This is a genomic window from Legionella sp. PATHC039, from assembly GCF_026191275.1.
GTDB classification, from domain to species: Bacteria; Pseudomonadota; Gammaproteobacteria; order Legionellales; family Legionellaceae; genus Legionella; species Legionella pneumophila.
The window spans coordinates 684007-709013 of record NZ_JAPHOP010000001.1 but is presented as its reverse complement, the minus strand read 5'-3'; the positions used below and the strand labels follow the sequence as shown (position 1 = coordinate 709013).

Genomic DNA, 25007 nt, shown 5'->3' with positions numbered 1-25007 from the left:
AAAGTCATGGAAAAAAATGTTCTTAATGACATGGTTTAAATATACGAAAGTTACAAATTAAAAAAATTTTAAACTAGAATATTATAAAATTTCGTAAGTCCTGATTGTTAGAACAGAAAAAATATTTTTGTTCTATTTCCTTTCTATTTTCGCATGATGAAACAAGTTATTAACATATAAATCATAATCCATCATTCCATAGCTAGCTTCTATTTGCTGTATCAAGCTATCTCTTTGCTCTTGATCCAGAGAGCTTAATTTTCCATCATTAATTCGTTTTAATTTAACAACAACATAGTCGCCGTTGTCTAAAATTACTCCGTCTCGGCTTTCTGGACGTAATAAATTAAATGCTAAATCATTAATTAAAGAATTTGCTTTATCACTATCCCTGGAAGCATTCTCTACAGAATGCCATTCGAATTGATTGTTAGCGATTAATTCCTGCTGTTGCTTATCTTCAACGGGGTTAAGCAAACTACTACCAATTTTTTTTGCTTTAGCATCCCCATATTGTTTTGCAAGTATTTTTTTAATCTGATCTCGCACTTCATCCAAGGTTTGTTCTCTTGAAGGTATATGTTTTTTCACTCGTAAAACTATTACAGAGTCATTATCAATCTGTATAGGCTCGCTATTGTTCCCTAGTTCTAAAACATCAGTGCTGAATGCCGCATGGATAACCTGCTTATTTTTGGTAATAGCTTGCTTGCCACCATCACGAGAAAAAGGCTCTGTATGTTGAATTTTCAGCTGTAATGAATCCAAAACCGGATCAAGTGAATCAGGTGTTTGATAACTTAAATCTGTTAATTGCTCTAAAACTTGAGCATATTTTGCCTGGGCCATATCAGTGGTTAGTTGATCCTTTATAATGTTTTCAACTTCTTGCAAAGATTTAGTTGTAACTGGCTTGTAAGCAATCAGCTTAAAAATTTCATAACCATATTTTGTTTGTACTGGCATAGAAATTTGCCCTGGTTTAGTTAAATTGGAAAGTACTCTGTCATATTCATTTTGCCCGCCAGTAATCCAGGGAAGAATACCCTTATTGGCTATAGATAACTTGTCATCAGATTTGGAAGCAACATATTTATCAAATTGCTGTGGATGCTTTTTTAAATCGCTATAAACCTCATCGGCTTTTTGCTTAATTGAATCTTGTTCTTCTTTGGTGGCATTTTCTGGAACTGCAAATAAAATATGTGCAACTCGCCATTGAGCAGGAGTTAGGTAGTTACTTTTGTTTTCTTCATAATAGCTTTTAATTTCGTCGGGTGATATCTTTATTTGCGACTTGATATCATGCATAGACAAAAGCACATAATCCAATGTAACTTGCTCTGAAGTCATAAATTTTTTATGATGTTGGTTATAATAACTCTTGATATCATCTTCTGAAATCTTCGCCTGTTGTTCAAAGCGATCAGAAGGTACCGTCAAATAATCATAATCCCTGGTCTGCATGTACAATCTGACAAAACGCTTTATTTCATCTGATAAAGCAAATGATGTTCCCATAAACGCAAAACGTTGTTGATTAAGCAACATGCCTTGCCTTACTTCATTCTGGAAAGTCTCTGGAGTAAATAAAGCTCCACTCAAAGCTTGTTGATATCGTTGTGCAGAAAAATGCCCATCCTCCTGGAATTGAGGAATTTGCACTATGGCCGCATTGGCTTGATCTGGACTAACCTCAAATCCATATTTCCTGGCAGCTTGAATACTCACCTCATTCGTTATCATTTGATTTAATACTTGATTTTGCAGATTTTTTTCATCAGCGGCAGTCATCTGTGGTAAATCTTGCTGAGCACGAGTACGTCTGTAGTTCGTTTCAAACGCTTGCATGGTAATTGGTTTATCATTAACTATTACCTTTGCATCGGATATTTGTCGAGATTGAAAATAATAATCAACACCAAAAAGTGTAAAGGTAATAGCAATTAATATAATAACTAACCACGCTACTACACCCTGAATGTGTTCATTTAACTTCTGCAACATGTCCCGAGATCCATTTTTATATTAACAATGCTTGATGAAAACGATTTTACCATAAGCTGATAAAAAAAACGCGCCTTTCAGCGCGTTTATCTGGCGGAGTGGACGGGGCTCGAACCCGCGACCCCCGGCGTGACAGGCCGGTATTCTGACCAACTGAACTACCACTCCATTTCTTGGTGGGTGCTGTAGGGATCGAACCTACGACCCTCGCCTTGTAAGGGCGATGCTCTCCCAGCTGAGCTAAGCACCCTGAAAACTTAAGCTTGTTGTACCGCTTCTTTCAGGTTTTTACCTGCTTTAAATTTGGCAACCCGTGACGCTTTAATTTGGATTGTTTTTCCAGTCTGTGGGTTTCTGCCAGTACGTGCTGAACGATTACCTGTTGAAAAAGAACCAAAACCAGGTATTACAACTTGATCGCCTTTCTTTAAGACATCAGTTACAGTAGCCATAAAAGTTTCAAGAACTCTGCTTGCGTCAGCTTTGGTCAAACCTGAACCGCTTGCTATAGCATCAACTAATTCACTCTTATTCATCTTTTCCCCTTTACAGTTAATCATCCATATTCCGGAGCTGATTTAAACAGATTCAACTGCTCCAGTCAAGTTCGTACATCCTTGCAGAGCCCGCCAGTAGCGGGCCACGAAGAGAAATATACTCTGTATTAATGTGCGTGTAAATCATTATTTTTAATTTTTTTTGATCTTTTATTCAATATAGTGCCAGGTTGTATATTTGTTGGCTCTTCCACCCATGGATTGCGTTGCAAAGCCAGTTCCAAAACCTGTTCAATGGTGTTAACGGGGTGAATTGTCAGCTTGCGTAGCACATTATCAGGGATTTCCTCAAGGTCTTTTACATTCTCCTCGGGGATAATAACATGCTTGATTCCACCACGATGTGCAGCCAGCAATTTTTCTTTTAATCCTCCAATTGGTAAAACTTGCCCACGCAGAGTAATTTCACCTGTCATGGCGACATCTGCCTTAACTGGGATTTGTGTTACTATGGAGACTAGCACCGTGCACATTCCTATACCAGCACTTGGGCCATCTTTGGGTGTTGCACCTTCTGGTACATGAACATGAAAATCATGTTTCTCATAAAAATCATCTGGCAAACCAAAAGCTTTAGCACGGCTTCTTACTACCGTCATAGCTGCATGGATAGATTCTTGCATTACCTCACCAAGTTGACCGGTATGAGTAACTTTACCCTTACCTGGCATAATGGATGCTTCAATAGTCAGAAGTTCTCCTCCAACACTTGTCCAGGCTAAGCCAGTGACTTGACCGATCTGATCGTATTGTTCAGCTAATCCATAACGATATTTTTTAACGCCCAAATACTTAGTAATGTTGCTAACAGTTATACTGATTGTTTTTCCTTTTTTTCCCTTTTTGCTTGAGAGTATTTCTTTAACAACTTTTCTGCATATACTCGCTATATCCCTTTCAAGATTACGTACTCCAGCCTCTCGCGTATAATAACGGATAATATCTCGAATAGCCCCTTCGCTAATATGGATTTCTTCATTGGTTAAACCATTTAACAGTATTTGTTTGGGGACCAAATATTTTTCAGCAATACTGACTTTTTCGTCCTCAGTATATCCAGGCAAGCGAATAACTTCCATTCTATCCAATAACGGGGCTGGAATTTCTAGCGAATTGGCAGTTGCAATAAACATAACATCACTCAAGTCATAGTCAACTTCCAAGTAATGATCACTAAATGTATGGTTCTGTTCAGGATCCAATACTTCCAGTAAAGCCGATGCTGGATCACCGCGAAAATCCATTGCCATCTTATCTACTTCATCCAGCATGATAAGAGGATTTTTAACTCCTGCCTTGCATAATTTTTGGATAATTTTACCTGGCATGGAACCTATATATGTTCTTCGATGACCACGAATTTCTGCTTCATCTCTTACCCCACCCAGAGCGATTCGTATGAAAGTTCTTCCAGTAGCATTGGCGATAGATTGTCCAAGAGAAGTTTTACCTACTCCCGGAGGACCTACTAGACACAATATCGGTCCTTTCAATCTTTTTACTCGTTGTTGTACAGCAAGATATTCGATGATACGCTCTTTAACCTGCTCCAGCCCATGATGCTCCTTATCGAGCAGCTTTTCTGCTTTTAGTAAATCAAACTGAATTTTGGTTCGCTTCTTCCATGGGACCATCAGCATCCAATCAAGATAATTACGAATAACAGTTGCTTCAGCAGACATCGGAGACATCATTTTTAATTTATGTAACTCTGCTAATGATTTCTCTTTAGCTTCTTTCGGCATTCCGGCCTTTTTGATTGAATTTTCCAATTGTTCAATCTCATTGCCTTCCTCACCCATTTCCCCTAATTCTTTCTGAATAGCTTTGATTTGTTCGTTTAGGTAGTATTCTCTCTGGCTTTTTTCCATTTGACGTTTGACTCGACCTCTTACACGTTTTTCCACATGTAACAGATCAATTTCATTTTCTATCGCCGCCATTAATTTCTCAAGTCGAGTTCCTACATCCATAGTTTCAAGCAACTCTTGCTTATCATCTACTTTAAGCGTTAAATGTGCGGCAATGGTATCGGCCAAGCGACCTGGCTCTTCTATTCCTGCCAATGGTGACAAGACCTCTGGTGGAATTTTCTTATTAAGCTTTATATATTGTTCAAATTGCGACATCAAGGACCGCATTAGAATTCCAATTTCTTGCTCTTGAATTGTTGAGCCAACTTCCTCAATGTATTCAAGTGTCGCTTCGAGGTAACCTTTATCCTGAGTATACTCCTTGACACGTGCACGCTGCTCACCTTCAACAAGAACTTTTACAGTTCCGTCAGGTAACTTTAACAATTGCAAAACACTGGATACAGTTCCCACTTCATAGATATCTTCTGGGCCGGGATCATCATGCGCCGATTTACGCTGCGCGACTAAAAAAATTTGTTTATTATCAATCATCGCTGCTTCAAGAGCCTTAATTGACTTGCCACGCCCAACAAAGAGAGGTATCACCATATGCGGATAGACGACAACGTCCCTCAATGGTAATACAGGCAAAGCAGAAGATTTCACAGTCCCATTTGATATTATTTCATTTTCACTAGACATAATGACCCTTATTCAAAGGAAAATTTCTTGGTTATAGTTTCTTATACTATTACTTACGAGTATACAGATATTGGTGCTGGTGAACAATTCGTAATGTGAGAGTTAATCTATTGCTATTTAGATGACTAAATTTGTTATTTTAAACTACAAAGTCAGTTTTAAATCTATTTTGTGAATAAAAGATGAAATGACTTCTGCAACAATTTAAATTATTGCAGAAATCAGCATCTTACTTAATCTTTACTGCCAGACGCACTTTTCTTCTCATCCTGTTCATAAATAAGAATCGGTTTAGATAGTCCATTTACAACACTCTCATCAATAACAACCATATTCACGCCTTCCAAGGAAGGTAAGTCATACATGGTGTCTAAAAGAATATTTTCAAGTATTGATCGTAAACCTCTTGCGCCCATTTTTCTTTCGAGCGCCTTTTTAGCGATAGCAATCAAAGCTTCGTCTCTAAACTCAAGTTCAGAGCCTTCCATTTTGAAAAGTGATTGAAATTGCTTTGTTAAAGCATTCTTCGGTCTCGTTAATATATCAATCAATGCCGCTTCATCAAGTTCCTGCAAAGTGGTTATAACAGGCAAGCGTCCAACAAACTCGGGAATCAACCCATATTTAATTAAATCATCTGATTCCAATTGCCCTAAAACTTTTGAAACTTCGTCATTACTGTTTTTTTTGCTTTTTAATTGAGCAGAAAAACCTATGCTTGATTTATCGCTGCGCTCACGTATTACTTTGTCCAAACCTGCAAAAGCTCCACCACAGATAAATAAAATATTTGATGTATCTACTTGCAAAAATTCCTGCTGTGGATGCTTTCGCCCACCTTGCGGTGGAACAGATGCAACAGTACCTTCAATTAATTTCAGTAAAGCTTGTTGAACACCTTCTCCTGAAACATCTCTGGTGATAGATGGATTGTCTGATTTGCGGGAAATCTTATCGATTTCGTCGATATAGACAATGCCTTGCTGTGCCTTATCTACGTCATAGTCACACTTCTGTAATAACTTCTGGATGATATTTTCAACGTCTTCACCAACATATCCAGCTTCAGTAAGGGTTGTGGCATCTGCCATGGCAAAAGGAACATTAAGAATCCGCGCCAGGGTTTGAGCTAAAAGAGTCTTACCACTGCCAGTAGGTCCTATAAGTAGTATATTACTTTTGCCGAGTTCAACACCATCCTCGCTTTTATGTTGTAATCTCTTATAGTGATTGTATACTGCTACTGATAAAACCTTTTTGGCATGTTGTTGCCCTATTACATATTCATCAAGAAAGTTAGAAATTTCTTTTGGTGTCGGTAGACGTGCCTCAGTTTCTTCATGGGTTTCATGTGTTTCTTCTCGAATAATATCATTGCATAGCTCTACACATTCATCACAAACAAACACAGAAGGTCCAGCAATTAATTTTTTTACCTCATGTTGACTCTTGCCACAAAAAGAGCAATATAAGACCTTATCTCCATTTCCGTTACCGGATTTACTCATAACCAAACCCCTTCTTACAGCTATTACTAATTAATAGTAATTACATGTAAAATTTTAGACAATCAGATAATATTGCGCCACCACATTACTATCAAACCAACTTATATTATACTAAGATAAGCTAAGAGTATCTAGCAAAGTTATAAGTCTGTAGAATGTCCAGCAACTTGTCTGTCATAGAGAACTTTATCAATTAGACCATACTCCATAGCCTGAGTAGCGCTCATAAAGTTATCTCTTTCTGTATCGCGCATGATTTGATCAGGTGTTTTTTTAGTGTGTTTAGCCATAATATTATTCAAACGCTCCCTAACTGCCAAGGTCTCTCGAGCATGAATTTCTATGTCTGTTGCTTGGCCTCTATAGCCACCCAATGGCTGATGTATCATAACTCTTGAGTTAGGTAAGCAGAATCGTTTGCCTTCAGCACCGGCACAAAGTAGCAAGGCAGCTGCACTTGCTGCCTGGCCTATGCATAATGTGCTTACATCTGGCTTAATAAATTGCATGGTGTCGTAAATAGCAAGACCTGCAGTAACAACTCCACCGGGAGAATTAATATACAGAGATATATCTTTCTCTGGATTTTCAGACTCCAGAAATAATAACTGAGCCACAACCAAGTTAGCCATATGATCTTCTACTTCACCCAAGAGAAAAATAATTCTTTCTTTTAATAATCTTGAGTAAATATCATAGGAACGCTCACCTCGCGAGGTTTGCTCAATTACCATTGGTATTAATCCGCTTGCATTACGGATAATATTATCTGAATAGCCTGGCATGGTTACTCTCCTTTTTTCTCAGTGCCCTTTTTGGGATTCATCACTGAATCATAATCCATATTTTTATATTTAAGTTTGGCATCTTCTGCTATTTTATCAGCAACCATATCTTCCATAACTAATGCTTCAACTTCAGCCATATGTTCTTTGCTGCTTTGATACCACGCGCGAAGCTCATCAGGACTTTCGTAAGCACTGGCAAATTTATCAATCATAGCATTAACTTTATCGTTGTCTGCAACAATTTCGTGTTTTTTTACATACTCAGCAAAAAGTAAGCCCAGGTGTACACGTCGCTTGGCTTGTTCTTCAAATAGCTCCCTTGGGAAATCAGGAATTTTTTCATCGTCTTTATGTTCGTGGCCAAACAATCTATGATACATATCATGCTTTAAATGCTCAATTTCTTTATCTATCAAAGCTATTGGCAACTCAACATGATTCACAGACATTAATGAATCAAATAATTTCTCTCTGTTCATCATGTTGACGCGACGTTCCAATTCACGCGCCATATTTTCTCTAATATCCTTTTTAAGAGACTCTATACCACCTTCTTTTATATTAAATTTCTCCGCAAATGCCTCATCCAAAGCAGGCAACTTGCCTTCCATAATCTTATTGATAGTGATTTTGAACGTTGCTTCCTTACCAGCCAAATCTTTATGGCCATAATCTTCCGGGAAACTCACTTTTATATCGAACGGTTTATCAATTTTCCCACCAATAATCCCATCTTCAAATCCGGGAATCATCGAACCAGAACCAATTACTAGCTCATATCCTTCAGCACTGCCGCCCTGGAATGGTTTATCATCCAAAAATCCCTGAAAATCAATAACAACTTTATCACCTTTTTTGACCGCATGAGTTACTTCATGCCACTCTTTATTTTGTTCTCGTAATTTTTCAATCATGTTGTCAACATCTTTATCAGTGACTTCAGATCGAATTAATTCCACTGGAGCTTGATTGAGTTCGACAATTTCAAAAACGGGCATAACTTCAAATACAGCAGTGTATTTAAAATCCTTACCTGGTTCGATTTCCAAAGGCTCAACTTGAGGATAACCTGCTGGAACCAATTCATTTTTTTGTAAGGCTTCATATAAGGTAGATTGGACCATTTCCCGGGCAACTTCTTCACGCACACTATCAGAGAAACGGCTTTTTACAACATTAAAAGGGACTTTGCCTGGACGAAAACCATCTATTTTCACTTTGCGAGCAAGATTTCTGAGACGCGAGCTCACCTCTTCCTCAACTTTTTCTGTAGGTACAGAAACTGTAACCTTACGCTCCAAACCTTCTAGGGTCTCAACAGAAACTTGCATTAATTCACCTCTCGGAAGTTATCATGAAATGGTGCGAAAGGAGAGACTCGAACTCTCACGGGTCGCCCCGCTGGAACCTAAATCCAGTGCGTCTACCAATTCCGCCACTTTCGCAATCAGGTTGGATTATCAATCAGTAATTCAGTCTTGTAAAGACTCAGCTGGAATCTTTAGCGGTAGACTTAAAATTATATCTGTTACAAATGGGGTGAACGATGGGACTCGAACCCACGACAACCGGGATCACAACCCGGGGCTCTACCAACTGAGCTACGCTCACCAAAATTACTCTTAACAGTGCTTACGAAACTTCCCAAATTATACGTTCATAAATTTTCAATATAGCTACTTGCACAAAATAGGTTTTTATTAAAAATTATGCAACTATGGAGGGTTTTGTAAGCCCTGTTCCAGCAATAATACTGCAAAAGCAAGGCGGCTGGCGCGCCCGGCAGGATTCGAACCTGCTACCCTCGGCTTAGAAGGCCGATGCTCTATCCAGATGAGCTACGGGCGCTTAAATGGTCGGGGAGGAGGGATTTGAACCCCCGACATCCTGCTCCCAAAGCAGGCGCGCTACCAGACTGCGCTACACCCCGATACCCGTCCCAAGGACAGAGCGCAGATAATACTAGGTGCTATCACGAAGGTCAATATCCTTTAGCATATAATTTTTATTTATTATATAGTCTGAATTCTAATCTGAATTTCTTCCGTACTTTTAGTCAATTTATTGCCCTTTACATGCACTTACATAGCTGCATCAACACTATTATTTACAATAACGCATGGCCCATATGCTAATGCACTATCAACCCCATGACTTAAATCAGCAATTAGGTTAGCATAATGACATATCAGCAGATAAATTATGATCATGAAAACAAAACTATTACCCTTGTTTGATAATCTCAATCACATCCATAAAAATCATGAAAATGTGATATTACCTGATGCGCGATTTCAGAATGATTTCATTTATTGCTTAAGTTTTTTAAAAAGCTATATAGGAAGCGAAGGCACATTCAACAGTTACAGAAGAGAAACAGAACGTTTGTTACAGTGGTCATGGCTTGTCAAAAACTCAACTATTGATTCTTTAAGGCGTGACGATATTGAACAATACATCCATTTCTGTCAAAACCCGCCTAAAACATGGATTAGTCTAAAAAAAGTTCCACGATTTATAGAAAAAAATGGTAAACGGATACCTAATGAAGAGTGGCGACCTTTTGTAGTGACACTAAGTAAGGTTTCCAGGAAAAATGGGCATCTTGCATCAATAGATCAATTCAAGTTATCTCAGGGAGCCGTGCAAGAAATATTCGCCATCTTAAGTACTCTATTCAACTTTCTAATTGCTGAAGAATATCTGATATCCAATCCAGTTGCCCTTATTAGGCAAAAAAGCAAATTTATTCGCAAAAGACAGCATAACGCGCCTGTTAGACGATTAAGTCTGGTTCAATGGGAGGCAGTCCTGAGTGCAGCTGAAAGTTTGGCTGAAGATTCCCCTGAAAAACATGAACGCACTCGTTTTATTTTAAGTCTGTTATTTGGCATGTATCTTCGTATATCAGAACTTGCTGCCAGTGAGAGATGGGTACCCAGTATGAATGATTTTGCCAAGGACAGTAATGCCCACTGGTGGTTTACCACCGTAGGCAAAGGAAATAAGGAACGACAAATTGCGGTAAGCGACGCTATGCTGGAAAGCCTTACCCGCTGGCGATTATTTCTTGGACTTACCCCACTTCCATCACCAGCTGATAATTCGCCTTTACTACCTAAGCTGCGTGGTCATGGTCCAATGAGTAACACTGCTCCTATAAGGAGAATTGTTCAGCACTGTTTTGACTTGGCAGAAGAACAACTGCGACTTAATGGTTTATCAGAGGAAGCGGATAATCTATCCGCTGCCACGGTGCATTGGCTGCGGCATACTGGTATATCAGAAGATGTAAAAATCAGGCCAAGAGAGCATGTGAGAGATGATGCCGGGCACAGTTCAAGCGCTACAACGGACAGGTATATTGATATAGAAAAGCAAGCACGTTATCAATCGGCACGAAAGAAAATAATTCAGCCCAGCGAATAATTTATTTTTAAAGAAAATCCGGTTTTGAACTTATGCAAATATCCAACTCGCTTACATGATCAATAGGAAGCTTAAGCTAATTTATGATAAAATGTCTGATTAGTTCAAGCTTACGGTCTAACATGCTTACATTGCGTCAAATTACTTTATCCAGAGGAGATAAAATTTTACTCGATAAGGTCAATGTCAGTCTTTATGAAAAACAAAAAATTGGCCTTATCGGTCATAATGGATGTGGAAAATCAACATTATTTGATTTTCTTTTAGGTCAATTATCTCCTGATACTGGAGAATATCTAATTAATCCACAACTCAGCATCAGTCATTTGTCTCAACACATACCTGATAGCAATGAAAAAGCCTTGGAGTTTGTTCTTGCCGGAGATCAAAAATATATTAAATTGCTAAAACGCCTTTCAGAAGCTGAAAAAACCGGCGATGATGCAGAAGTTTTGCAATGTCACGAGGAACTCTCCCATACTGGTGGTTACAGTAAGCCCGCGCAAGCAGCGGTTATTATGTCTGGCTTAGGATTTAGTGAAAATCAACAGCAAGAGCCCGTTAATAGCTTTTCTGGTGGCTGGAGAATGCGCTTAAATCTTGCTCGGTGCTTAATGAAACCCGCCGATTTACTCCTGCTTGATGAACCCACAAACCATTTAGACATGGAAGCCATCTTCTGGCTGGAACGCTATTTAAAACAAAGCTCAAGTACTATTATCCTTATTTCACACGATAGAGAATTTCTTGATGCCTTTGTTACTCATATATTAAATATAGAAAATCGTAATCTGACACTTTATTCAGGAAACTACAGCAGCTTTGAAAAAATTCATGCACAACAATTGGCTCTACAACAAGCAATGCATGAAAAGCAACAAACCAAAATCAAGCATATGATGACTTTTGTAACTCGTTTTAAAGCGAAAGCAACCAAGGCCAAACAAGCGCAAAGTCGAATGAAAGCTATAGAAAAGATGGAAATAATCGCAGCAGCCCAAGCTGACTCCCCTTTTTCTTTTGATTTTTTCCCTTGTCCTCGGGCAGGAAATCCTTTAATTCAATGCAATCAAGTTGATGCAGGATATATCAATCATCCCCCGATTTTGAAAAAAATCAAACTCTCTCTTAATCCCGGCGATAGAATTGCGCTACTAGGACCTAACGGTGAAGGAAAATCAACCTTGATTAAAACGCTTACGGCAGATTTGTCCGTATTAAGTGGAGATATCCATCGTTCCCCGCATTTACAAATAGGCTACTATGCTCAGCATCAACTTGAGCAATTAGACTGTAAATTAAGCCCGGTAGAAACACTGCAAACTCTCTCGCCAGAGGTAAGAGAACAAACCATACGGGATTTTTTAGGTGGATTTAATTTCAGAGGGGATATGGCGGTACAATCCATTCAGCACTTTTCAGGTGGTGAAAAAGCCCGCCTGGCATTAGCAAGACTGGTTTGGCTAAAACCCAACCTTCTTTTGCTGGATGAGCCAACAAACCATTTGGATCTTGGAATGCGCTCAGCAATTGAATTAGCGCTGCAAACTTATGAGGGCGCCTTAATTTTGATTTCGCATGACCGCCATTTGTTAAAATCAAGTGTGGACAATTTTTATCTTATCTATCAAGGAAAAGTACAACCATTTGAAGGGGATCTTGATGATTACTATCTCTGGCTACAAACCAGAAATTCAGAAAAGGAATCCAAATTAGCTACTTCCCCAAATGAATATAAAGAAAGAAAAAGCTATCAAAACAAATTAAAAAAGCTGGAGCAACTCATTGAGCACTATCATAATCAATTGCGCCTTCTTGATAAGCAGTTAGCGGACGTTTCTCTGTATGAAGACACAAAGCAGAAAAGTAAATTGGATAATCTATTGATAGAACGAGATATCGCTCATTCCGCTTTAACGAAGACAGAAGAAGAGTGGTTAGAAATATGTAATGCCCTGGAAAACCTGGAGTAAGTAATAGGTTCTGCTGATCAATACCATTCAACCTTGTAACTGTTCCAACATGGCTTTTGCTGCCAACTGCTCAGCTTTTCTTCTATTAGGCCCTGTGCCATAAGCTACCTGACTTACTCCCTCAATTGTGCATGTTACATGGAAGATTTGAGCGTGCTCATCCCCCTCAATCTTGGTTAGGACATATTCAGGTAAAGCGAATTTTGATGCTTGCAAAAACTCCTGTAATTGTGTTTTTGCATCCTTTAAACAATGATTTAAATCCTGATCATCCAATCGTGAACTATAAAGCATTAATATAATCTGTTTTGCAGCAGTCATTCCTCCATCCAAATAAATAGCTGCCAATATAGCCTCAAGGGCATCTGCTAATATAGATGTGCGGCGAAATCCACCGCTCCTTAACTCACCTTGCCCAAGAAATAGATAATCACCCAAACCTATTTCTCTGGCTATTTCTGCTAACATTTCACCTTTAACAAGAAAAGAGCGCAATCGACTTAATTGCCCTTCGCTGTGAAGTGGAAAACGATTGAATAGCTCATTGGCAATAACAAAACTTAATATCGAGTCTCCAAGAAACTCAAAGCGTTCATAATTATCGCTACCAGCACTGCAATGCGTCAAAGCCTGCTTCAAATAGGCTATGTTATTAAAATGATAGTTTAAACGTCTGCACAATCTTTCTAAATTAATTTTCACTACCTGTTATTACCTCAAAATTATCTTCAAAATTAAATAATAAGCTCATATTATAAATTAGAGGTTTGATGACTTGATATTTTAACTTAATTTTAAATTTATTGGGGCCTGAAGGAGTAATAACCAGCTCTCCTGGTTTTAAGTCCTCTACCCCATTGATATCTAATCGTTTAGTCACACTTTCCCTTAAAGTTGTAACATCGGTCAAGGGATCCCCCGACAAAGAAGAAACAGGTGTTGAATTTAATGCTTTGATTGAATGCAAAATCGAATAATGTTGAATATAAACTGGCGCTGCCCGCATAACAAGTATACCAGCCATTATCACCACAACAGCCGTAAACAGCATAGCAATCAATGTCATTCCCTGTTGTTTTCTCATGCCCTATTCCCTCAATGAATTAATCTGCCTATCCTTGACCAGCGTACATTATCTGTTTTGCCATTCCAACTCATCCAGACCAGAAATGCTTTTCCTCTTAAATAGCTATCAGGTACAAATCCCCAGAAACGACTATCGGCGCTATCATCCCTATTATCTCCCATCATAAAGTAATTCCCCTCAGGAACAACTATATCAAAATCTACGGATGGCGCATCAGGTCTGACAAATATGTCGTGCACCACACCGTTTAAATCTTCTTTATACTTTGTCACAGCCTTGCCAGAGCTTTCATCGGTAGTATACTCAACAAAGGTCTGTTTCACCTCTTTGCCGTTAATAGTTAGTTTTTTATCATGATATGAAATTTTATCCCCAGGCACTCCAATAACTCTTTTAATATAGTCATAAGATGGTTCAGGTGGCCAGCGAAATACTGCAATTTCTCCCGTTTTGGGATTAGCAATTGGCACTATTTTTTTCTCCCATACTGGAAGTCTCAGTCCATAAGAAAATTTATTAACTGCTACAAAATCACCAACCAACAAAGTAGGCTCGAGTGAGCCTGATGGAATACGAAAAGGTTCAACTAAAAAAGAGCGCAATAGCAGAACAATAAAAAATACAGGAAAAAAAGAACGTGAATACTCAATGATTCGACCTGGCTTTTGTTCAGGCAAACGTTTTTTAGACCAAATCAACCAATCCAATAAAGCAATCAATCCTGTTACAGCGGATAATATGACCAATATTAAAGCAAAATTCATAAATTCAATATCCTCAATTTTAAGCAAAAGACAATTTAATCATGATTTGACTTATGTCCAGATGCTGACGAAAAGGTCAACACATCCTTATTATTAAATGAGCGGCTCTACTTTTTTTTATCTGTTTGAAACACGGCCATAAATGCTTCTTGAGGTATTTCTACATGCCCCACCTGTTTCATTCTTTTCTTGCCAGCTTTTTGTTTTTCCAGCAATTTCCGCTTACGCGTCACATCACCACCATAACACTTTGCTGTAACGTTTTTGCGCAATGCTTTCACTGTTTGCCTAGCGATAATATGGCTCCCTATAGCAGCCTGAATAGCCACATCAAACATCTGTCTTGGAATAAGCTGTTGCATCTTCTCCGCAATTAATTTTCCGCGGCTATGAGCGGAATCTCTATGAACAATCAGAGCAAGAGCATCAACACGTTCGCTATTTATTAATATATCCATCTTGACCAAATCAGCAATCTGGAATCTTTGGAAGTTATAATCCAAAGAGGCATAACCTCTACTAACTGATTTTAATCTATCAAAGAAATCAGAGACTACTTCGCTCATGGGAATATCATAAACAACAGAAACATGACGACCACTATAGGTCATACTGACTTGAACACCACGTCTTTCAACACATAAGGTAATGATAGGCCCCAAATAATCTTGTGGCACTAGAATATTTGCTCTGACAATTGGCTCATACATCTCTTTTATTTGCGGGGTTGGGGGCAAATGCGAAGGATTGTCAATTAATAAAGTTTCCCCTTTCTGAGTTACAATCTGATAAACAACAGTGGGTGCCGTAGAAATCAAATCAAGGTTATATTCTCTTTCCAATCTCTCCTGAATGATTTCCATATGCAGCATGCCTAAAAATCCGCAACGAAAACCAAATCCCAAAGCCTCTGAAGATTCCGGCTCATAAAATAAAGAAGCATCATTTAAACTCAATTTAGCCAAAGCCTCTCTAAATGCCTCAAAATCATCCGAGCTGACTGGAAACAAACCAGCATAAACTTGGGGCTTAACGCGTTGAAACCCTGGAAGAACTTTATCAGCTGGATTTCTATCCAGAGTTAAAGTATCACCAACTGGAGCGCCCTGAATTTCCTTTATACCAGCAACAACATAACCCACTTCACCAGCATATAAAGCATCCAGTTTAGTCCGTTTGGGGGTAAAAATACCAACTTGATCCACTTCATAAGCCCTGCCTGTGGACATCACTCGCATTTTATCCCCTTTTCGTATGGCGCCATTAACAATACGAACCAGTGACACAACTCCTAAATAACTATCAAACCAGGAGTCAATAATAAGTGCTTGTAATGGGGCATGAACATCGCCTTTCGGAGGGGGAATATTCGCAACTAATGCCTCTAAAACATCATTAACACCCAAGCCACTTTTAGCACTCACTCTAATCGCATCTTGAGCATCGAGACCAATAATATCTTCGATCTCGGAAATAACTCGCTCAGGTTCTGCCTGCGGCAAATCAATTTTATTCAGTACTGGCAATACGGTAAGAGACTGATCAATTGCTGTATAACAAACCGCTAAAGTTTGCGCTTCAACTCCCTGTGCTGCATCAACAACCAGAATAGCACCTTCACAAGCGGCAAGAGAACGAGATACCTCGTAACTAAAATCAACATGCCCTGGCGTATCGATAAAATTCAATAAATAGGTCTTTCCATCTTTAGCTGTATAATTTAAAGAAACACATTGCGCTTTGATGGTAATACCTCGCTCACGTTCAATATCCATAGAATCAAGAACTTGCGAGCTCATTTCACGCTCAGTCAATCCGCCGCAAATTTGGATAAATCGATCAGCCAACGTAGATTTGCCATGATCAATATGGGCAATTATTGAAAAATTTCGAATTCGGTTTAAATCTTTCAACTGTTCTAACCTTCTTGCAAATAGCATAAGTCTATCTTAAATGTTCGCATGCAGAAAGTAGGCAAAGCAAATTCAGTCGTTTTTATATTCTTAAGAGTAAGAAAATTGACTATTCATTTACCAATTTCATGCACTGTATTTAAGATAAACAAAGGTCAAAAATTTGCTATGAGCCTTTATTTTTACTAAAATTCGTGCTTTGCAACGATACAGGGTACATGATGCGACAAATCATCTGGCTAGGTTTCATTTCACTCTTCCTTTTATCTTTCACTACCTATTCCGACACAACATTTACAAAACGTAAAGACGTACAATCGTTTATTAACATGATGGTAACGAATTATCACTTTAATCGTAACCAGTTAACTACAGTAATGAACCAAGTTAAACTTCAACCTCAAGTCATCGAATCTATGGAGAAGCCCTATGAAAAGAAAAACTGGGATGTCTACCGAGAACTATTTCTTACTCAGAAAAGATTAAAAAGCGGATTGCAATTTTGGGCTGAAAATCAAAAAACATTGGAAAAAATTCAGAGAAGGTATGGGGTGTCTCCGGAGATCATTATAGCTATTTTAGGAGTAGAGACAATGTATGGTGAGCGTCAGGGTGAATACAGAGTCTTGGATACTCTGGCTACACTGGCTTTCAACTACCCCAAACGTTCTGCATTCTTTACTAAAGAATTAAAGGAGTTTTTCCTCCTGTGCCGAGAACAGCACGTATCCCCAACTCAATACAAAGGGTCTTACGCAGGTGCCATAGGAAAACCTCAATTTATGCCAAGCAGTTATCGATATTATGCAGTGGACTTTAATAACAATGGTCGAAGAGACTTAGTCAATGACAATGGTGACTCTATTGCCAGCATCGCCAATTATTTGCATAAGCATGGTTGGAACTTAAATCAAGGCATCGCTCAACCGGCCAAAATCTCCGGATGGCGATACAAACAACTTCGTATAAACCCTAAAACAGCAAATTACCGATACTCACAACTTATAAGCTATGGAGTAAAACCAATTACAGCGTCACAAAATCATCCTCCTCGTGCAGGAGTCATTGAGTTAGTTACAAGAAAGGGTAAAGAATACTGGATTGCCTATCCCAATTTTTTTGTAATTACCCGCTATAATTCTAGCCCTCAATATGCTCTGGCGGTTTATTTATTATCCCAGCAATTGAAGCAACATTGGTATACTAGTGCCACTAAAAGGCGCAGGGCTTATGCTTAATGCCAGCTGGAAATAATAATAATTACTGGTATATACTGAAAAATTGACAGCCATAACAATACAGAGTTTGACTCATGGATAAGTGTTTTATTTTTAGCAAACATCTCGATGATAATGGTTGTGTATGCCTGAAAATATCTGACTTGGGTGAGCTCATTGCTCCCCCTGAGTTTCGTAATTTCTCGCAAATAAAAGATTTACAAAAAGAATCCAGTACAATTATTGTAGAAACCTGTACCAGAGCAATACTTCTTGGTCTTGCACTTCCATGGCTACCTGAAAGAAAAGCCAGAATTGCAATTCCCTATGCACTTGAGGATAAAGTAACTCAACCAGTCGAAGAACTTCATTTTGCCTTTGATAAATTTTATTATCAGAATAACCAATATCTCGTTGTTGTGATTGATAAACAACGAATGAGAAAGTTAATTCAAGTTTTTGATGAGCATGGGATAGAGTTTGATGCAGTAACTCTTGACTGGTTTGCGCTAGCATCTCAAGAATTGATCATTAGTGAATCCGAGCTATTGATCAATAACGAAGATTTTAAAGGTGTCCTCTCAGGTGATTTGGCTCAAACTTACCTGAAAAATCATCCACACACTCCCGCTCATCTGTTTCAAGACAGCAAAATACCTGTCGCCTCTCCAGCAAGCCAAAATGAAGAACACTCATACACCTGGATTAGTAAAAGATTGATAAAATCAAAACCACTCAATCTTTGTCAAGGTGAAATACAACATGGAAAAACAACCGATTGGGTTAAAAAAGGATACCTATTGGTTGGCGGATTATGCGGCTTCTGGTTAATTTCTATTCTTTTTGTTAATTGGCTTTCTTTACATTGGCTCAATAGACAAATAGATGAAATTGACCGGCAAACTGCGGTTATTTATCGTGAGTTTTTTCCTGATGCCAAACAGGTCATCAGTCCTAAGTTTCGAATAAGTCAGCTTCTTGGGGGGAGTACTGCAGAAAATCAAACTCGATTTTGGTTTATATTAAATCAATTATCTAGAGCCATAAAAGATAGTGGTATCACAGTAGAGCAATTAAGGTATCAAAACAAAACAATATCAATCACATTGGTAAGTTCTGATTTTGAAAGCTTACAAAAAATTGAAAATAAACTAAAACAATCACAACTCAAAGTGAAACAAACTCAAGCCTCAACGAAAGATCAACAAGTGGTTGCAACTCTGGAGTTAACGTGAAAACCTATTTAAACACGCTGAATGATCGAGAAAAGTGGATGGTTATAGTGGCTGGAGTATCACTTTTTATTTATGGCTACTATTTATTACTTTACGCCCCTCTGAGCAACCAGGTAAATCAAAAATCCACTCAATTAATTGAAAAAACTGAAACATTGGAATGGATGAAGCAAGTAAGAATGCAAAAACGCTCTGCCAAAAGAAAGGAATCTGTAGATAACAGCCAATTGTTAACTATTCTTGCTTCCCAACTTAAAAATAATAAAACACTCAAATTCCCCTATCAATTACAACAAACAGGCTCGGGGGATGTTCAATTAACCTTTGACGCAGTCCCTTTTCAAAACTTTATACAATGGCTTGCAAAAATCAACGAAGTCTATTCTATCAATATAAAACAATTTGATGTGGAGAAAACCTCAACAACGGGAGTAACCCGACTGATGATCATACTCTCTACAAGTTAGAATTGCTATTATGTATTATTCAAGACTATAAGCACTGACCTTAGAATAATAAGGTACAGAATATCAAAGTATTTTTTAAAATACATATAGTTTCTCAAGATAACCTATTCATTCAAATTTCCTTGAACACTCCCCCAATCTTTAATTCCAGCACCCTGTTTAATTTCAGGAGGTAATGATTCCAATGCTTTTTGAGCTGCTTCTTGACTATCATAAGTACCATATAAACCCTTATAATGGGTTTTGCCATTTTGATAATATTTCACTTGAGCCATTCTATCATTTTTAGGTGCTTTGTAGAGTTTTTGGGCCACATAAGAAGCCTTTTCGTCATCAGCAATCTGAATCGTATAGCCTTGGGGATTTTGACTGTTTACCCAATTTCTATCTCTGTCCTTAAAGGATACAGGAGAATGATACTCTCCAACATGATATGAATCAGGAACCACAACACTTTGACCAGATTGATTACCATAATTGTAATCACGAGCATGATAATCTGCTTGAGGATATAACTGACCATAATCATAGGTATAAATTTGATAGCGGGTAGTGTATGTATCCTCATAAACCATGCAAGAAGAAATATTCATTACGCCGATACCTAGAATGATGTACCTGATGCTAATACCCATCATAACACCCCCCTGATTTTAACTCTTACTTTTACTCTTATTTGTTGTTATCTACAAAAATAAGGAAAACTTTAGGAAAATATTTTATGAGTTGATTCAGCGTTATTGGACTTCTATTCAAGCCATCGTCCGAAAAAAATTTCCGTTATTCTGCGTGCATCAAAAAATAAAACCATTATAAACAATCGTCATTTTCCAGAGACTATGCAAAGAATCTATTGTTTCCCAACATGGTATAGAATAAAGTAATTAGTTTGTGGAATAAGGGCAAAAGATATGTGGACTCATAGACGTTCTGGTCAAACCAATCAAAGAGGCTCTCAAGATCATAGAGATCCCTATGAGCGAGATAGGACAAGAGTAATTCACTGTCCAGCATTTAGAAGACTACAAAGAAAAACACAAATTCTCGGAACAGATGAGGGCGATTTTCATAGAACCCGTCTAACCCATTCCCTGGAAGTAGATTCTATAGGTAGAAGTATCGTTCGCAACTTGATGACCAATCAGGAACACCAGCTGTTATTGTCCAGCCTTTTGCCAAATGATGATCTCATCAGCGTGATTTGTTTGCTTCATGACATTGGCCATCCGCCCTTCGGACATGGAGGAGAAGTCGCATTGAATTATATGATGCGACATTATGGAGGATTTGAAGGCAATGGACAAACTCTTCGCTTACTGACAAAAGTTGAAAATAGTTACGGTGGTTTTGGCCTGGATCTAACTCGTCGTGCGCTGCTAGGTATTTTAAAATACCCGGTAAAACGAGCTAAGGTGGTAGCTCCCAAACAACCCCCTATTCATGAATCGATTCATAAAACAATCAAAATCAATGACTGGCTGCCTCCTAAAGCTTATTTTGATTGCGAGCAGCCAGAAGTCGATTGGTTATTATCGCCTTTATCAGATAATGACAGAGAATTATTTCAGTCTCTCTCCGTAAAGCCTAATGGTACCCAAACAGGTAAAGCAGCCTATCATAATTTTGATTGCTCTATTATGGACACAGCGGACGATATTGCCTATGGAGTCCATGACCTGGAAGATGCAATTCACTTAAGATTAATTAACCGTTCACATCTTGATATTCCTGAGTTCAGGCAATTAATCAGTGAAACAACCCTCTCGCCACATCAGGAGCGTTTGCTTAATTCTCTATTTTCTCCAGAAATTTGTTTAAGAAAACAAGCTATCGGAGAAATGGTCAATTATTTTATTACCTCAACTCAAATCATTGTAACCAATGAAGAATTTGAAAACAGTTTATTAAAACATAATATTGCACTTATCCCAGAAGCCCATGCCCTCCTCTGCTATTTAATGCAATGTATCTATAATAATGTTATTGACTCCCAAGAAGCTCGTACCTTTGAGTATGGAGGTCAAACGGTAGTACTCCGCCTATTTGATGCCATCAGCTCCAATCCAGCCAGCTTGCTTGATAATAAAAATCGAGTGTTATTTTCGCAAGCTCCAGATGAGGTCGCTGCTTATAGAGTCGTTTGTGATTATTTAGCAAACATGACTGACGAGTATGCTTATCGAATGCATGAGAGATTATTCGGATTCAATACAAGAACAATTTTTGAAAGGCTTTAGATAGCAAGAAAGACCTAAAAATAGTCGCCATTCAAAATAATGGCGTCCCCAGGGGGATTCGAACCCCCGTTACCGCCGTGAAAGGGCGATGTCCTAGGCCTCTAGACGATGGGGACCTGGATCTTATTAAGATTACATTAACACACTACTACACTGCTTAAATGCCAAATAATGGCGTCCCCAGGGGGATTCGAACCCCCGTTACCGCCGTGAAAGGGCGATGTCCTAGGCCTCTAGACGATGGGGACCTAGTACTTTTTTTACCATCAACATACAACGATGTTGATGGTGGAGCTAGGCGGGATCGAACCGCCGACCTCTTGCATGCCATGCAAGCGCTCTCCCAGCTGAGCTATAACCCCAAAATAAGGTGTGCAGTTTAATTAGACGCATTAATACTGTCAAGTGGTTTTTCTATTTTAATGCAAGTCTTTTATAAGACAACCTTTTTTTACATCAAAATCATAAATAAATCCAAATCGCAGCGTTAATTATATCAATAGAAATGGACATGAGTAAAAGCATCATTGCAGCAAAAATTTATGACCGTAAGAGTCTAATCCAAAAAATATTTGACCAGCACGAAAACAAAGGTTGTAATAAATCTTTACATAACCTGGTTTTTTGTTTTAAGGCTGAGTACCAGAAAAAGTTTACAACACAGCAATATAATGAAAGAGACAGGTTATTCAAAGTGAAAAAGGAGAACCCGTGGTTTCGAAGCTGCATTTCGAAGCCTCTGGAGGGTTATGAGAAATATTCCATAAGGGATGGTTTCTATAAAAATAACTATCAAATGAAGAAGATCGCTTCAGCAGCTTCGGCCTTGCTAATTTCCCTGTCAATCTCTCTTTAGCTCTAATTTGATATTTGGTTTGTGCTTTTAATTCGGCCTTAACAGATTCAGTTTTCAACGTGGCCAAGTTTTTTAAATCATGATGGATTGCTTCACTTTGGACAAATAACTGTTTTTCTTTACTCCTTTGGATCGCGATATCAATACTCATTCCAGACAGAAAGAAACCAAAAACACAAGCGATACCCATAATTGCTAACCCAACCAAAGGAACTGCTGCAAAACCGGGGAAAATACCTAGGGCTGCAAACAAACCCAATGAACCACTGGAACAACCAGCTAGCGACCCAAATCCGGCACAAAACGCAATAAATCCAGTTTTTAATTTGGCAAATAGGGAAAGTTCTTCAAGCTGAAGAAAAACGCTATCACGATAAATAGCCAATAGTTTCTTTTTCAATACCAACTTATCCATCGTGCAGGCATCTGTTAACATACCCAAAATAGAATTTTTATGATTGTCATCTAATAGACAGTCTAGAAATTGTGCTGTCGTAAACGAAACAGGCCGTTTTGATCTGGTTTTTAATAATCGATTTTCAAGATCTTCGGCCAGCACAGACTTATCATAATGATTACGATATTTTTGAGGATTTTTAAGCAAACATTCTTGCCTGATTGCCAATAAATATTCCGTCAAATAATGAAAGATTTGATTTTCCTGTTCTTCAATAGCATGTCGTAATTCATCATTTTCTTTATGCGAATTACAATAAGACCAATAAGTAACAGGTATTGCGACTAATAGGAATAAACTGGCAGAAATGACGCCCAATGAAATAGTCAGTGCCGAATTGCCAACAGTTAGTCCAAAAGAACCAAATAGCAGTCCAAAGGTAGTCCATGCCACCCCCCCTGCTGTTCCCATACCCTCTGATAGTGATTTTAAAATTTGCATCGATTGATTCAACATTGCCATTTGGCCCGAAATACTATTTTAGTATGATTAAATTATTTCCACTATTCACTACCAGAATGCAATTGTCCGGTTACCAATGTCCAATATTGGGTGCAGATAACCAAGGTTCCTGCTTTGGCAAAGGCTCACCCTTTTGCAATAATTCGATAGAAATATTATCAGGAGAACGAATAAAAGCCATGTGGCCATCTCTGGGTGGCCTATTAATTACGACACCACATTCCTGTAAATGTTGGCAGATTTTATAGATATCATCCACATGATATGCCAAATGGCCAAAATTTCTTCCCTCAGTGTAATCCTCCGGATCCCAGTTATAAGTCAACTCTAGCATTGGTCCATAAGAAGTTTGAACTTGCTCTATATCAGCAGGAGCAGCTAAAAATACCAAGGTAAAACGGCCTTTGGCATTTTCAGTTCGTTTTACTTCTATCAAACCCAATTTATTACAATAAAAATCGAGTGATTGTTCTAAATTCGAAACTCTAACCATGGTATGTAAATATTTCATCTATTATCCTTAACTATAGAAAATTATTTTTTATTAATCAGAAACTTAGTTTAAATAACCATCATGCGGTAGCAAATAGGCTTTGTTAATTCTCTTTTGTTAATTCTCTTTTGTTAATTCTCTGAAGAGTATAACATTTAAGAATGATTTAAATATGATCATATTATGCATAGTATGAGTATAATAAGTATTAACAAAACCTTCAGGAAAGCTTATCATAAGGTCATTCAATAAGTTATATTTTGTAGTGAATCGACAAAATGAATCGAATCAAATTAGGCATCAGTAATCTTATTTTTATGGGAAGATGGCTTCAACTTCCCTTGTATCTTGGTTTGATCTTAATACTGGCCGGATATGTTTATCGCTTCATCATTGAATTATTTGAACTCATTTTTCATCTTAAAGGCCTGGATGATACCCATATCATGCTTGGAGTATTGGATCTTATTGACGTCGTCATGATTGCGAATCTTCTGATTATGGTAGTTATGGGCGGCTATGAAACCTTTGTATCCCATTTGCAATTGGATTCTCACCCTGATCAACCTGAATGGCTTGACCATTTTGATGCAGGAGCCATGAAAATCAAATTGGCTCTTTCACTGATAGGTATCTCCTCGATTCATCTGTTAAGAACTTTTATAGACCCTGCAAAACTTAGCAATTATTCTATTATGTGGCAGGTTGTGATTCATTTAACTTTAATTGTTTCAGCCCTGGCCATTGCATTAACCAATCGGTTGATGGATCAGCCCGTCAGGAAAAACCTCCAACACCCTGATTGATTTAAAAATCTGAAAATTAAATAGCCTCTTTCTCTGATTTCACTCACTCTGCACATGACAAAAACCTGTTATGTACAGAGTCTCGCTCTAAAAAAATAATGACTGGCTTAAAATTATTCGATAGAATCAGGAAAGTTTGACCTATTCAGGGAACTCATGGGATTGAACCAGAAAGAAGTAGATTGCAAGCTCT

General features: G+C 38.2%; 20 protein-coding genes and 9 tRNA genes. 7 read left to right on the top strand and 22 right to left on the bottom strand.

Annotation, left to right across the window (positions count from 1 at the left end; genetic code table 11):
- Nucleotides 1-132: 132 nt before the first annotated feature.
- The 12 genes from OQI99_RS03275 to OQI99_RS03220 form a co-directional block, all read right to left on the bottom strand.
- Nucleotides 133-2007, bottom strand: a complete 1875-nt coding sequence (locus OQI99_RS03275) for a SurA N-terminal domain-containing protein (RefSeq protein WP_061512509.1) — start codon at nt 2005-2007, stop codon at nt 133-135.
- Nucleotides 2008-2098: 91 nt separating this feature from the next.
- Nucleotides 2099-2175 (bottom strand) — tRNA-Asp (locus OQI99_RS03270).
- A 6-nt stretch (nt 2176-2181) separates the two neighbouring features.
- Nucleotides 2182-2257, bottom strand: a tRNA-Val gene (locus tag OQI99_RS03265).
- A gap of 7 nt (nt 2258-2264) precedes the next feature.
- The gene (locus tag OQI99_RS03260) at nt 2265-2543 is read right to left on the bottom strand and encodes an HU family DNA-binding protein (protein WP_011214112.1); all 279 of its coding nucleotides are present in this window, start codon (nt 2541-2543) and stop codon (nt 2265-2267) included.
- Between the two features lie 128 nt (nt 2544-2671).
- Complete coding sequence (gene lon, locus OQI99_RS03255; protein WP_061512508.1) at nt 2672-5122, bottom strand: endopeptidase La; 2451 nt, start codon at nt 5120-5122, stop codon at nt 2672-2674.
- A 233-nt stretch (nt 5123-5355) separates the two neighbouring features.
- Nucleotides 5356-6630 carry an ATP-dependent Clp protease ATP-binding subunit ClpX gene (gene clpX, locus OQI99_RS03250; protein ID WP_061512507.1) on the bottom strand — a complete coding sequence of 425 codons (1275 nt, stop codon included), beginning with the start codon at nt 6628-6630 and terminating at the stop codon, nt 5356-5358.
- 140 nt (nt 6631-6770) lie between these two features.
- A complete protein-coding gene (clpP, locus tag OQI99_RS03245; protein ID WP_010947585.1) occupies nt 6771-7415 on the bottom strand; it encodes an ATP-dependent Clp endopeptidase proteolytic subunit ClpP in 645 nt (214 codons plus the stop codon).
- A gap of 2 nt (nt 7416-7417) precedes the next feature.
- A complete protein-coding gene (tig, locus tag OQI99_RS03240; RefSeq protein ID WP_061512506.1) occupies nt 7418-8749 on the bottom strand; it encodes a trigger factor in 1332 nt (443 codons plus the stop codon).
- A 29-nt stretch (nt 8750-8778) separates the two neighbouring features.
- Nucleotides 8779-8863 (bottom strand) — tRNA-Leu (locus OQI99_RS03235).
- Between the two features lie 90 nt (nt 8864-8953).
- Nucleotides 8954-9029: transfer RNA gene (locus tag OQI99_RS03230), tRNA-His, on the bottom strand.
- Nucleotides 9030-9189: 160 nt separating this feature from the next.
- Nucleotides 9190-9266 (bottom strand) — tRNA-Arg (locus tag OQI99_RS03225).
- A gap of 5 nt (nt 9267-9271) precedes the next feature.
- A tRNA-Pro gene (locus OQI99_RS03220) sits at nt 9272-9348 on the bottom strand.
- 272 nt (nt 9349-9620) lie between these two features.
- Here OQI99_RS03220 and OQI99_RS03215 point away from each other — a divergent pair.
- Complete coding sequence (locus OQI99_RS03215; protein WP_080447123.1) at nt 9621-10847, top strand: tyrosine-type recombinase/integrase; 1227 nt, start codon at nt 9621-9623, stop codon at nt 10845-10847.
- Nucleotides 10848-10969: 122 nt separating this feature from the next.
- Nucleotides 10970-12820 (top strand): ABC-F family ATP-binding cassette domain-containing protein, encoded by a 1851-nt coding sequence (locus OQI99_RS03210; protein WP_061512505.1) that lies wholly within the window; start codon nt 10970-10972, stop codon nt 12818-12820.
- A 27-nt stretch (nt 12821-12847) separates the two neighbouring features.
- Here the strand turns inward: OQI99_RS03210 and rnc are convergent, their stop codons facing one another.
- From rnc to lepA, 4 genes are all read right to left on the bottom strand, one after another.
- Nucleotides 12848-13522, bottom strand: coding sequence for a ribonuclease III (gene rnc, locus OQI99_RS03205; RefSeq protein WP_061512504.1), 675 nt, complete (start codon nt 13520-13522; stop codon nt 12848-12850).
- Nucleotides 13512-13904 (bottom strand): DUF4845 domain-containing protein, encoded by a 393-nt coding sequence (locus tag OQI99_RS03200; protein ID WP_061512503.1) that lies wholly within the window; start codon nt 13902-13904, stop codon nt 13512-13514. The genes rnc and OQI99_RS03200 overlap by 11 nt, the downstream gene beginning before the upstream one ends.
- A gap of 11 nt (nt 13905-13915) precedes the next feature.
- Nucleotides 13916-14671 (bottom strand): signal peptidase I, encoded by a 756-nt coding sequence (gene lepB / locus OQI99_RS03195; protein WP_061512502.1) that lies wholly within the window; start codon nt 14669-14671, stop codon nt 13916-13918.
- 107 nt (nt 14672-14778) lie between these two features.
- On the bottom strand, nt 14779-16611 hold the full coding sequence (gene lepA / locus OQI99_RS03190) for a translation elongation factor 4 (protein WP_061512501.1): 1833 nt from the start codon (nt 16609-16611) through the stop codon (nt 14779-14781).
- Between the two features lie 194 nt (nt 16612-16805).
- Between lepA and mltB the strand changes: the two genes are divergently transcribed.
- From mltB to lspM, 3 genes are all read left to right on the top strand, one after another.
- Nucleotides 16806-17822 (top strand): lytic murein transglycosylase B, encoded by a 1017-nt coding sequence (mltB, locus tag OQI99_RS03185; RefSeq protein WP_061512500.1) that lies wholly within the window; start codon nt 16806-16808, stop codon nt 17820-17822.
- 74 nt (nt 17823-17896) lie between these two features.
- Complete coding sequence (gene lspL, locus OQI99_RS03180) at nt 17897-19036, top strand: GspL family type II secretion system protein LspL (protein WP_061512499.1); 1140 nt, start codon at nt 17897-17899, stop codon at nt 19034-19036.
- Nucleotides 19033-19503, top strand: a complete 471-nt coding sequence (gene lspM / locus OQI99_RS03175) for a GspM family type II secretion system protein LspM (RefSeq protein WP_061512498.1) — start codon at nt 19033-19035, stop codon at nt 19501-19503. Before lspL ends, lspM begins: the two co-directional genes overlap by 4 nt.
- Nucleotides 19504-19607: 104 nt before the next feature.
- On the opposite strand, the gene OQI99_RS03170 is transcribed toward lspM, so the two are convergent.
- Entirely contained in the window at nt 19608-20141 is a 534-nt protein-coding gene (locus OQI99_RS03170) for an SPOR domain-containing protein (protein WP_080447120.1), read from the bottom strand.
- A 273-nt stretch (nt 20142-20414) separates the two neighbouring features.
- On the opposite strand from OQI99_RS03170, the gene OQI99_RS03165 reads away from it, so the two are divergent.
- Nucleotides 20415-21740, top strand: coding sequence for an anti-phage deoxyguanosine triphosphatase (locus OQI99_RS03165; RefSeq protein ID WP_061512497.1), 1326 nt, complete (start codon nt 20415-20417; stop codon nt 21738-21740).
- 40 nt (nt 21741-21780) lie between these two features.
- Here OQI99_RS03165 and OQI99_RS03160 read toward each other — a convergent pair.
- The 5 genes from OQI99_RS03160 to OQI99_RS03140 all read right to left on the bottom strand — a co-directional run bounded on the left by OQI99_RS03160 (nt 21781) and on the right by OQI99_RS03140 (nt 24026).
- Nucleotides 21781-21856, bottom strand: a tRNA-Glu gene (locus OQI99_RS03160).
- A gap of 56 nt (nt 21857-21912) precedes the next feature.
- A tRNA-Glu gene (locus OQI99_RS03155) sits at nt 21913-21988 on the bottom strand.
- Nucleotides 21989-22026: 38 nt separating this feature from the next.
- Nucleotides 22027-22102: transfer RNA gene (locus tag OQI99_RS03150), tRNA-Ala, on the bottom strand.
- 327 nt (nt 22103-22429) lie between these two features.
- Nucleotides 22430-23494: a hypothetical protein gene (locus tag OQI99_RS03145; RefSeq protein ID WP_061512496.1), complete on the bottom strand. Its 1065-nt coding sequence runs from the start codon at nt 23492-23494 to the stop codon at nt 22430-22432.
- Between the two features lie 91 nt (nt 23495-23585).
- Nucleotides 23586-24026, bottom strand: coding sequence for a VOC family protein (locus tag OQI99_RS03140; RefSeq protein ID WP_010947599.1), 441 nt, complete (start codon nt 24024-24026; stop codon nt 23586-23588).
- A gap of 260 nt (nt 24027-24286) precedes the next feature.
- On the opposite strand from OQI99_RS03140, the gene OQI99_RS03135 reads away from it, so the two are divergent.
- Nucleotides 24287-24814: a TIGR00645 family protein gene (locus OQI99_RS03135; protein ID WP_061512495.1), complete on the top strand. Its 528-nt coding sequence runs from the start codon at nt 24287-24289 to the stop codon at nt 24812-24814.
- Nucleotides 24815-25007 lie beyond the last annotated feature (193 nt).

Coding starts and splice junctions, on each gene's coding strand:
- lspL (WP_061512499.1), top strand. CDS start 17,897: ATGGATAAGTGTTTTATTTTTAGCAAACATCTCGATGATAATGGTTGT.
- tig (WP_061512506.1), bottom strand. CDS start 8,749: ATGCAAGTTTCTGTTGAGACCCTAGAAGGTTTGGAGCGTAAGGTTACA.
- mltB (WP_061512500.1), top strand. CDS start 16,806: ATGCGACAAATCATCTGGCTAGGTTTCATTTCACTCTTCCTTTTATCT.
- clpX (WP_061512507.1), bottom strand. CDS start 6,630: ATGAGTAAATCCGGTAACGGAAATGGAGATAAGGTCTTATATTGCTCT.
- OQI99_RS03165 (WP_061512497.1), top strand. CDS start 20,415: ATGTGGACTCATAGACGTTCTGGTCAAACCAATCAAAGAGGCTCTCAA.
- OQI99_RS03260 (WP_011214112.1), bottom strand. CDS start 2,543: ATGAATAAGAGTGAATTAGTTGATGCTATAGCAAGCGGTTCAGGTTTG.
- OQI99_RS03200 (WP_061512503.1), bottom strand. CDS start 13,904: ATGAGAAAACAACAGGGAATGACATTGATTGCTATGCTGTTTACGGCT.
- OQI99_RS03215 (WP_080447123.1), top strand. CDS start 9,621: ATGATCATGAAAACAAAACTATTACCCTTGTTTGATAATCTCAATCAC.
- OQI99_RS03210 (WP_061512505.1), top strand. CDS start 10,970: ATGCTTACATTGCGTCAAATTACTTTATCCAGAGGAGATAAAATTTTA.
- OQI99_RS03275 (WP_061512509.1), bottom strand. CDS start 2,007: ATGTTGCAGAAGTTAAATGAACACATTCAGGGTGTAGTAGCGTGGTTA.
- lepA (WP_061512501.1), bottom strand. CDS start 16,611: ATGCTATTTGCAAGAAGGTTAGAACAGTTGAAAGATTTAAACCGAATT.
- OQI99_RS03135 (WP_061512495.1), top strand. CDS start 24,287: ATGAATCGAATCAAATTAGGCATCAGTAATCTTATTTTTATGGGAAGA.
- lepB (WP_061512502.1), bottom strand. CDS start 14,671: ATGAATTTTGCTTTAATATTGGTCATATTATCCGCTGTAACAGGATTG.
- OQI99_RS03170 (WP_080447120.1), bottom strand. CDS start 20,141: ATGATGGGTATTAGCATCAGGTACATCATTCTAGGTATCGGCGTAATG.
- clpP (WP_010947585.1), bottom strand. CDS start 7,415: ATGCCAGGCTATTCAGATAATATTATCCGTAATGCAAGCGGATTAATA.
- OQI99_RS03140 (WP_010947599.1), bottom strand. CDS start 24,026: ATGAAATATTTACATACCATGGTTAGAGTTTCGAATTTAGAACAATCA.
- OQI99_RS03145 (WP_061512496.1), bottom strand. CDS start 23,494: ATGCAAATTTTAAAATCACTATCAGAGGGTATGGGAACAGCAGGGGGG.
- lon (WP_061512508.1), bottom strand. CDS start 5,122: ATGTCTAGTGAAAATGAAATAATATCAAATGGGACTGTGAAATCTTCT.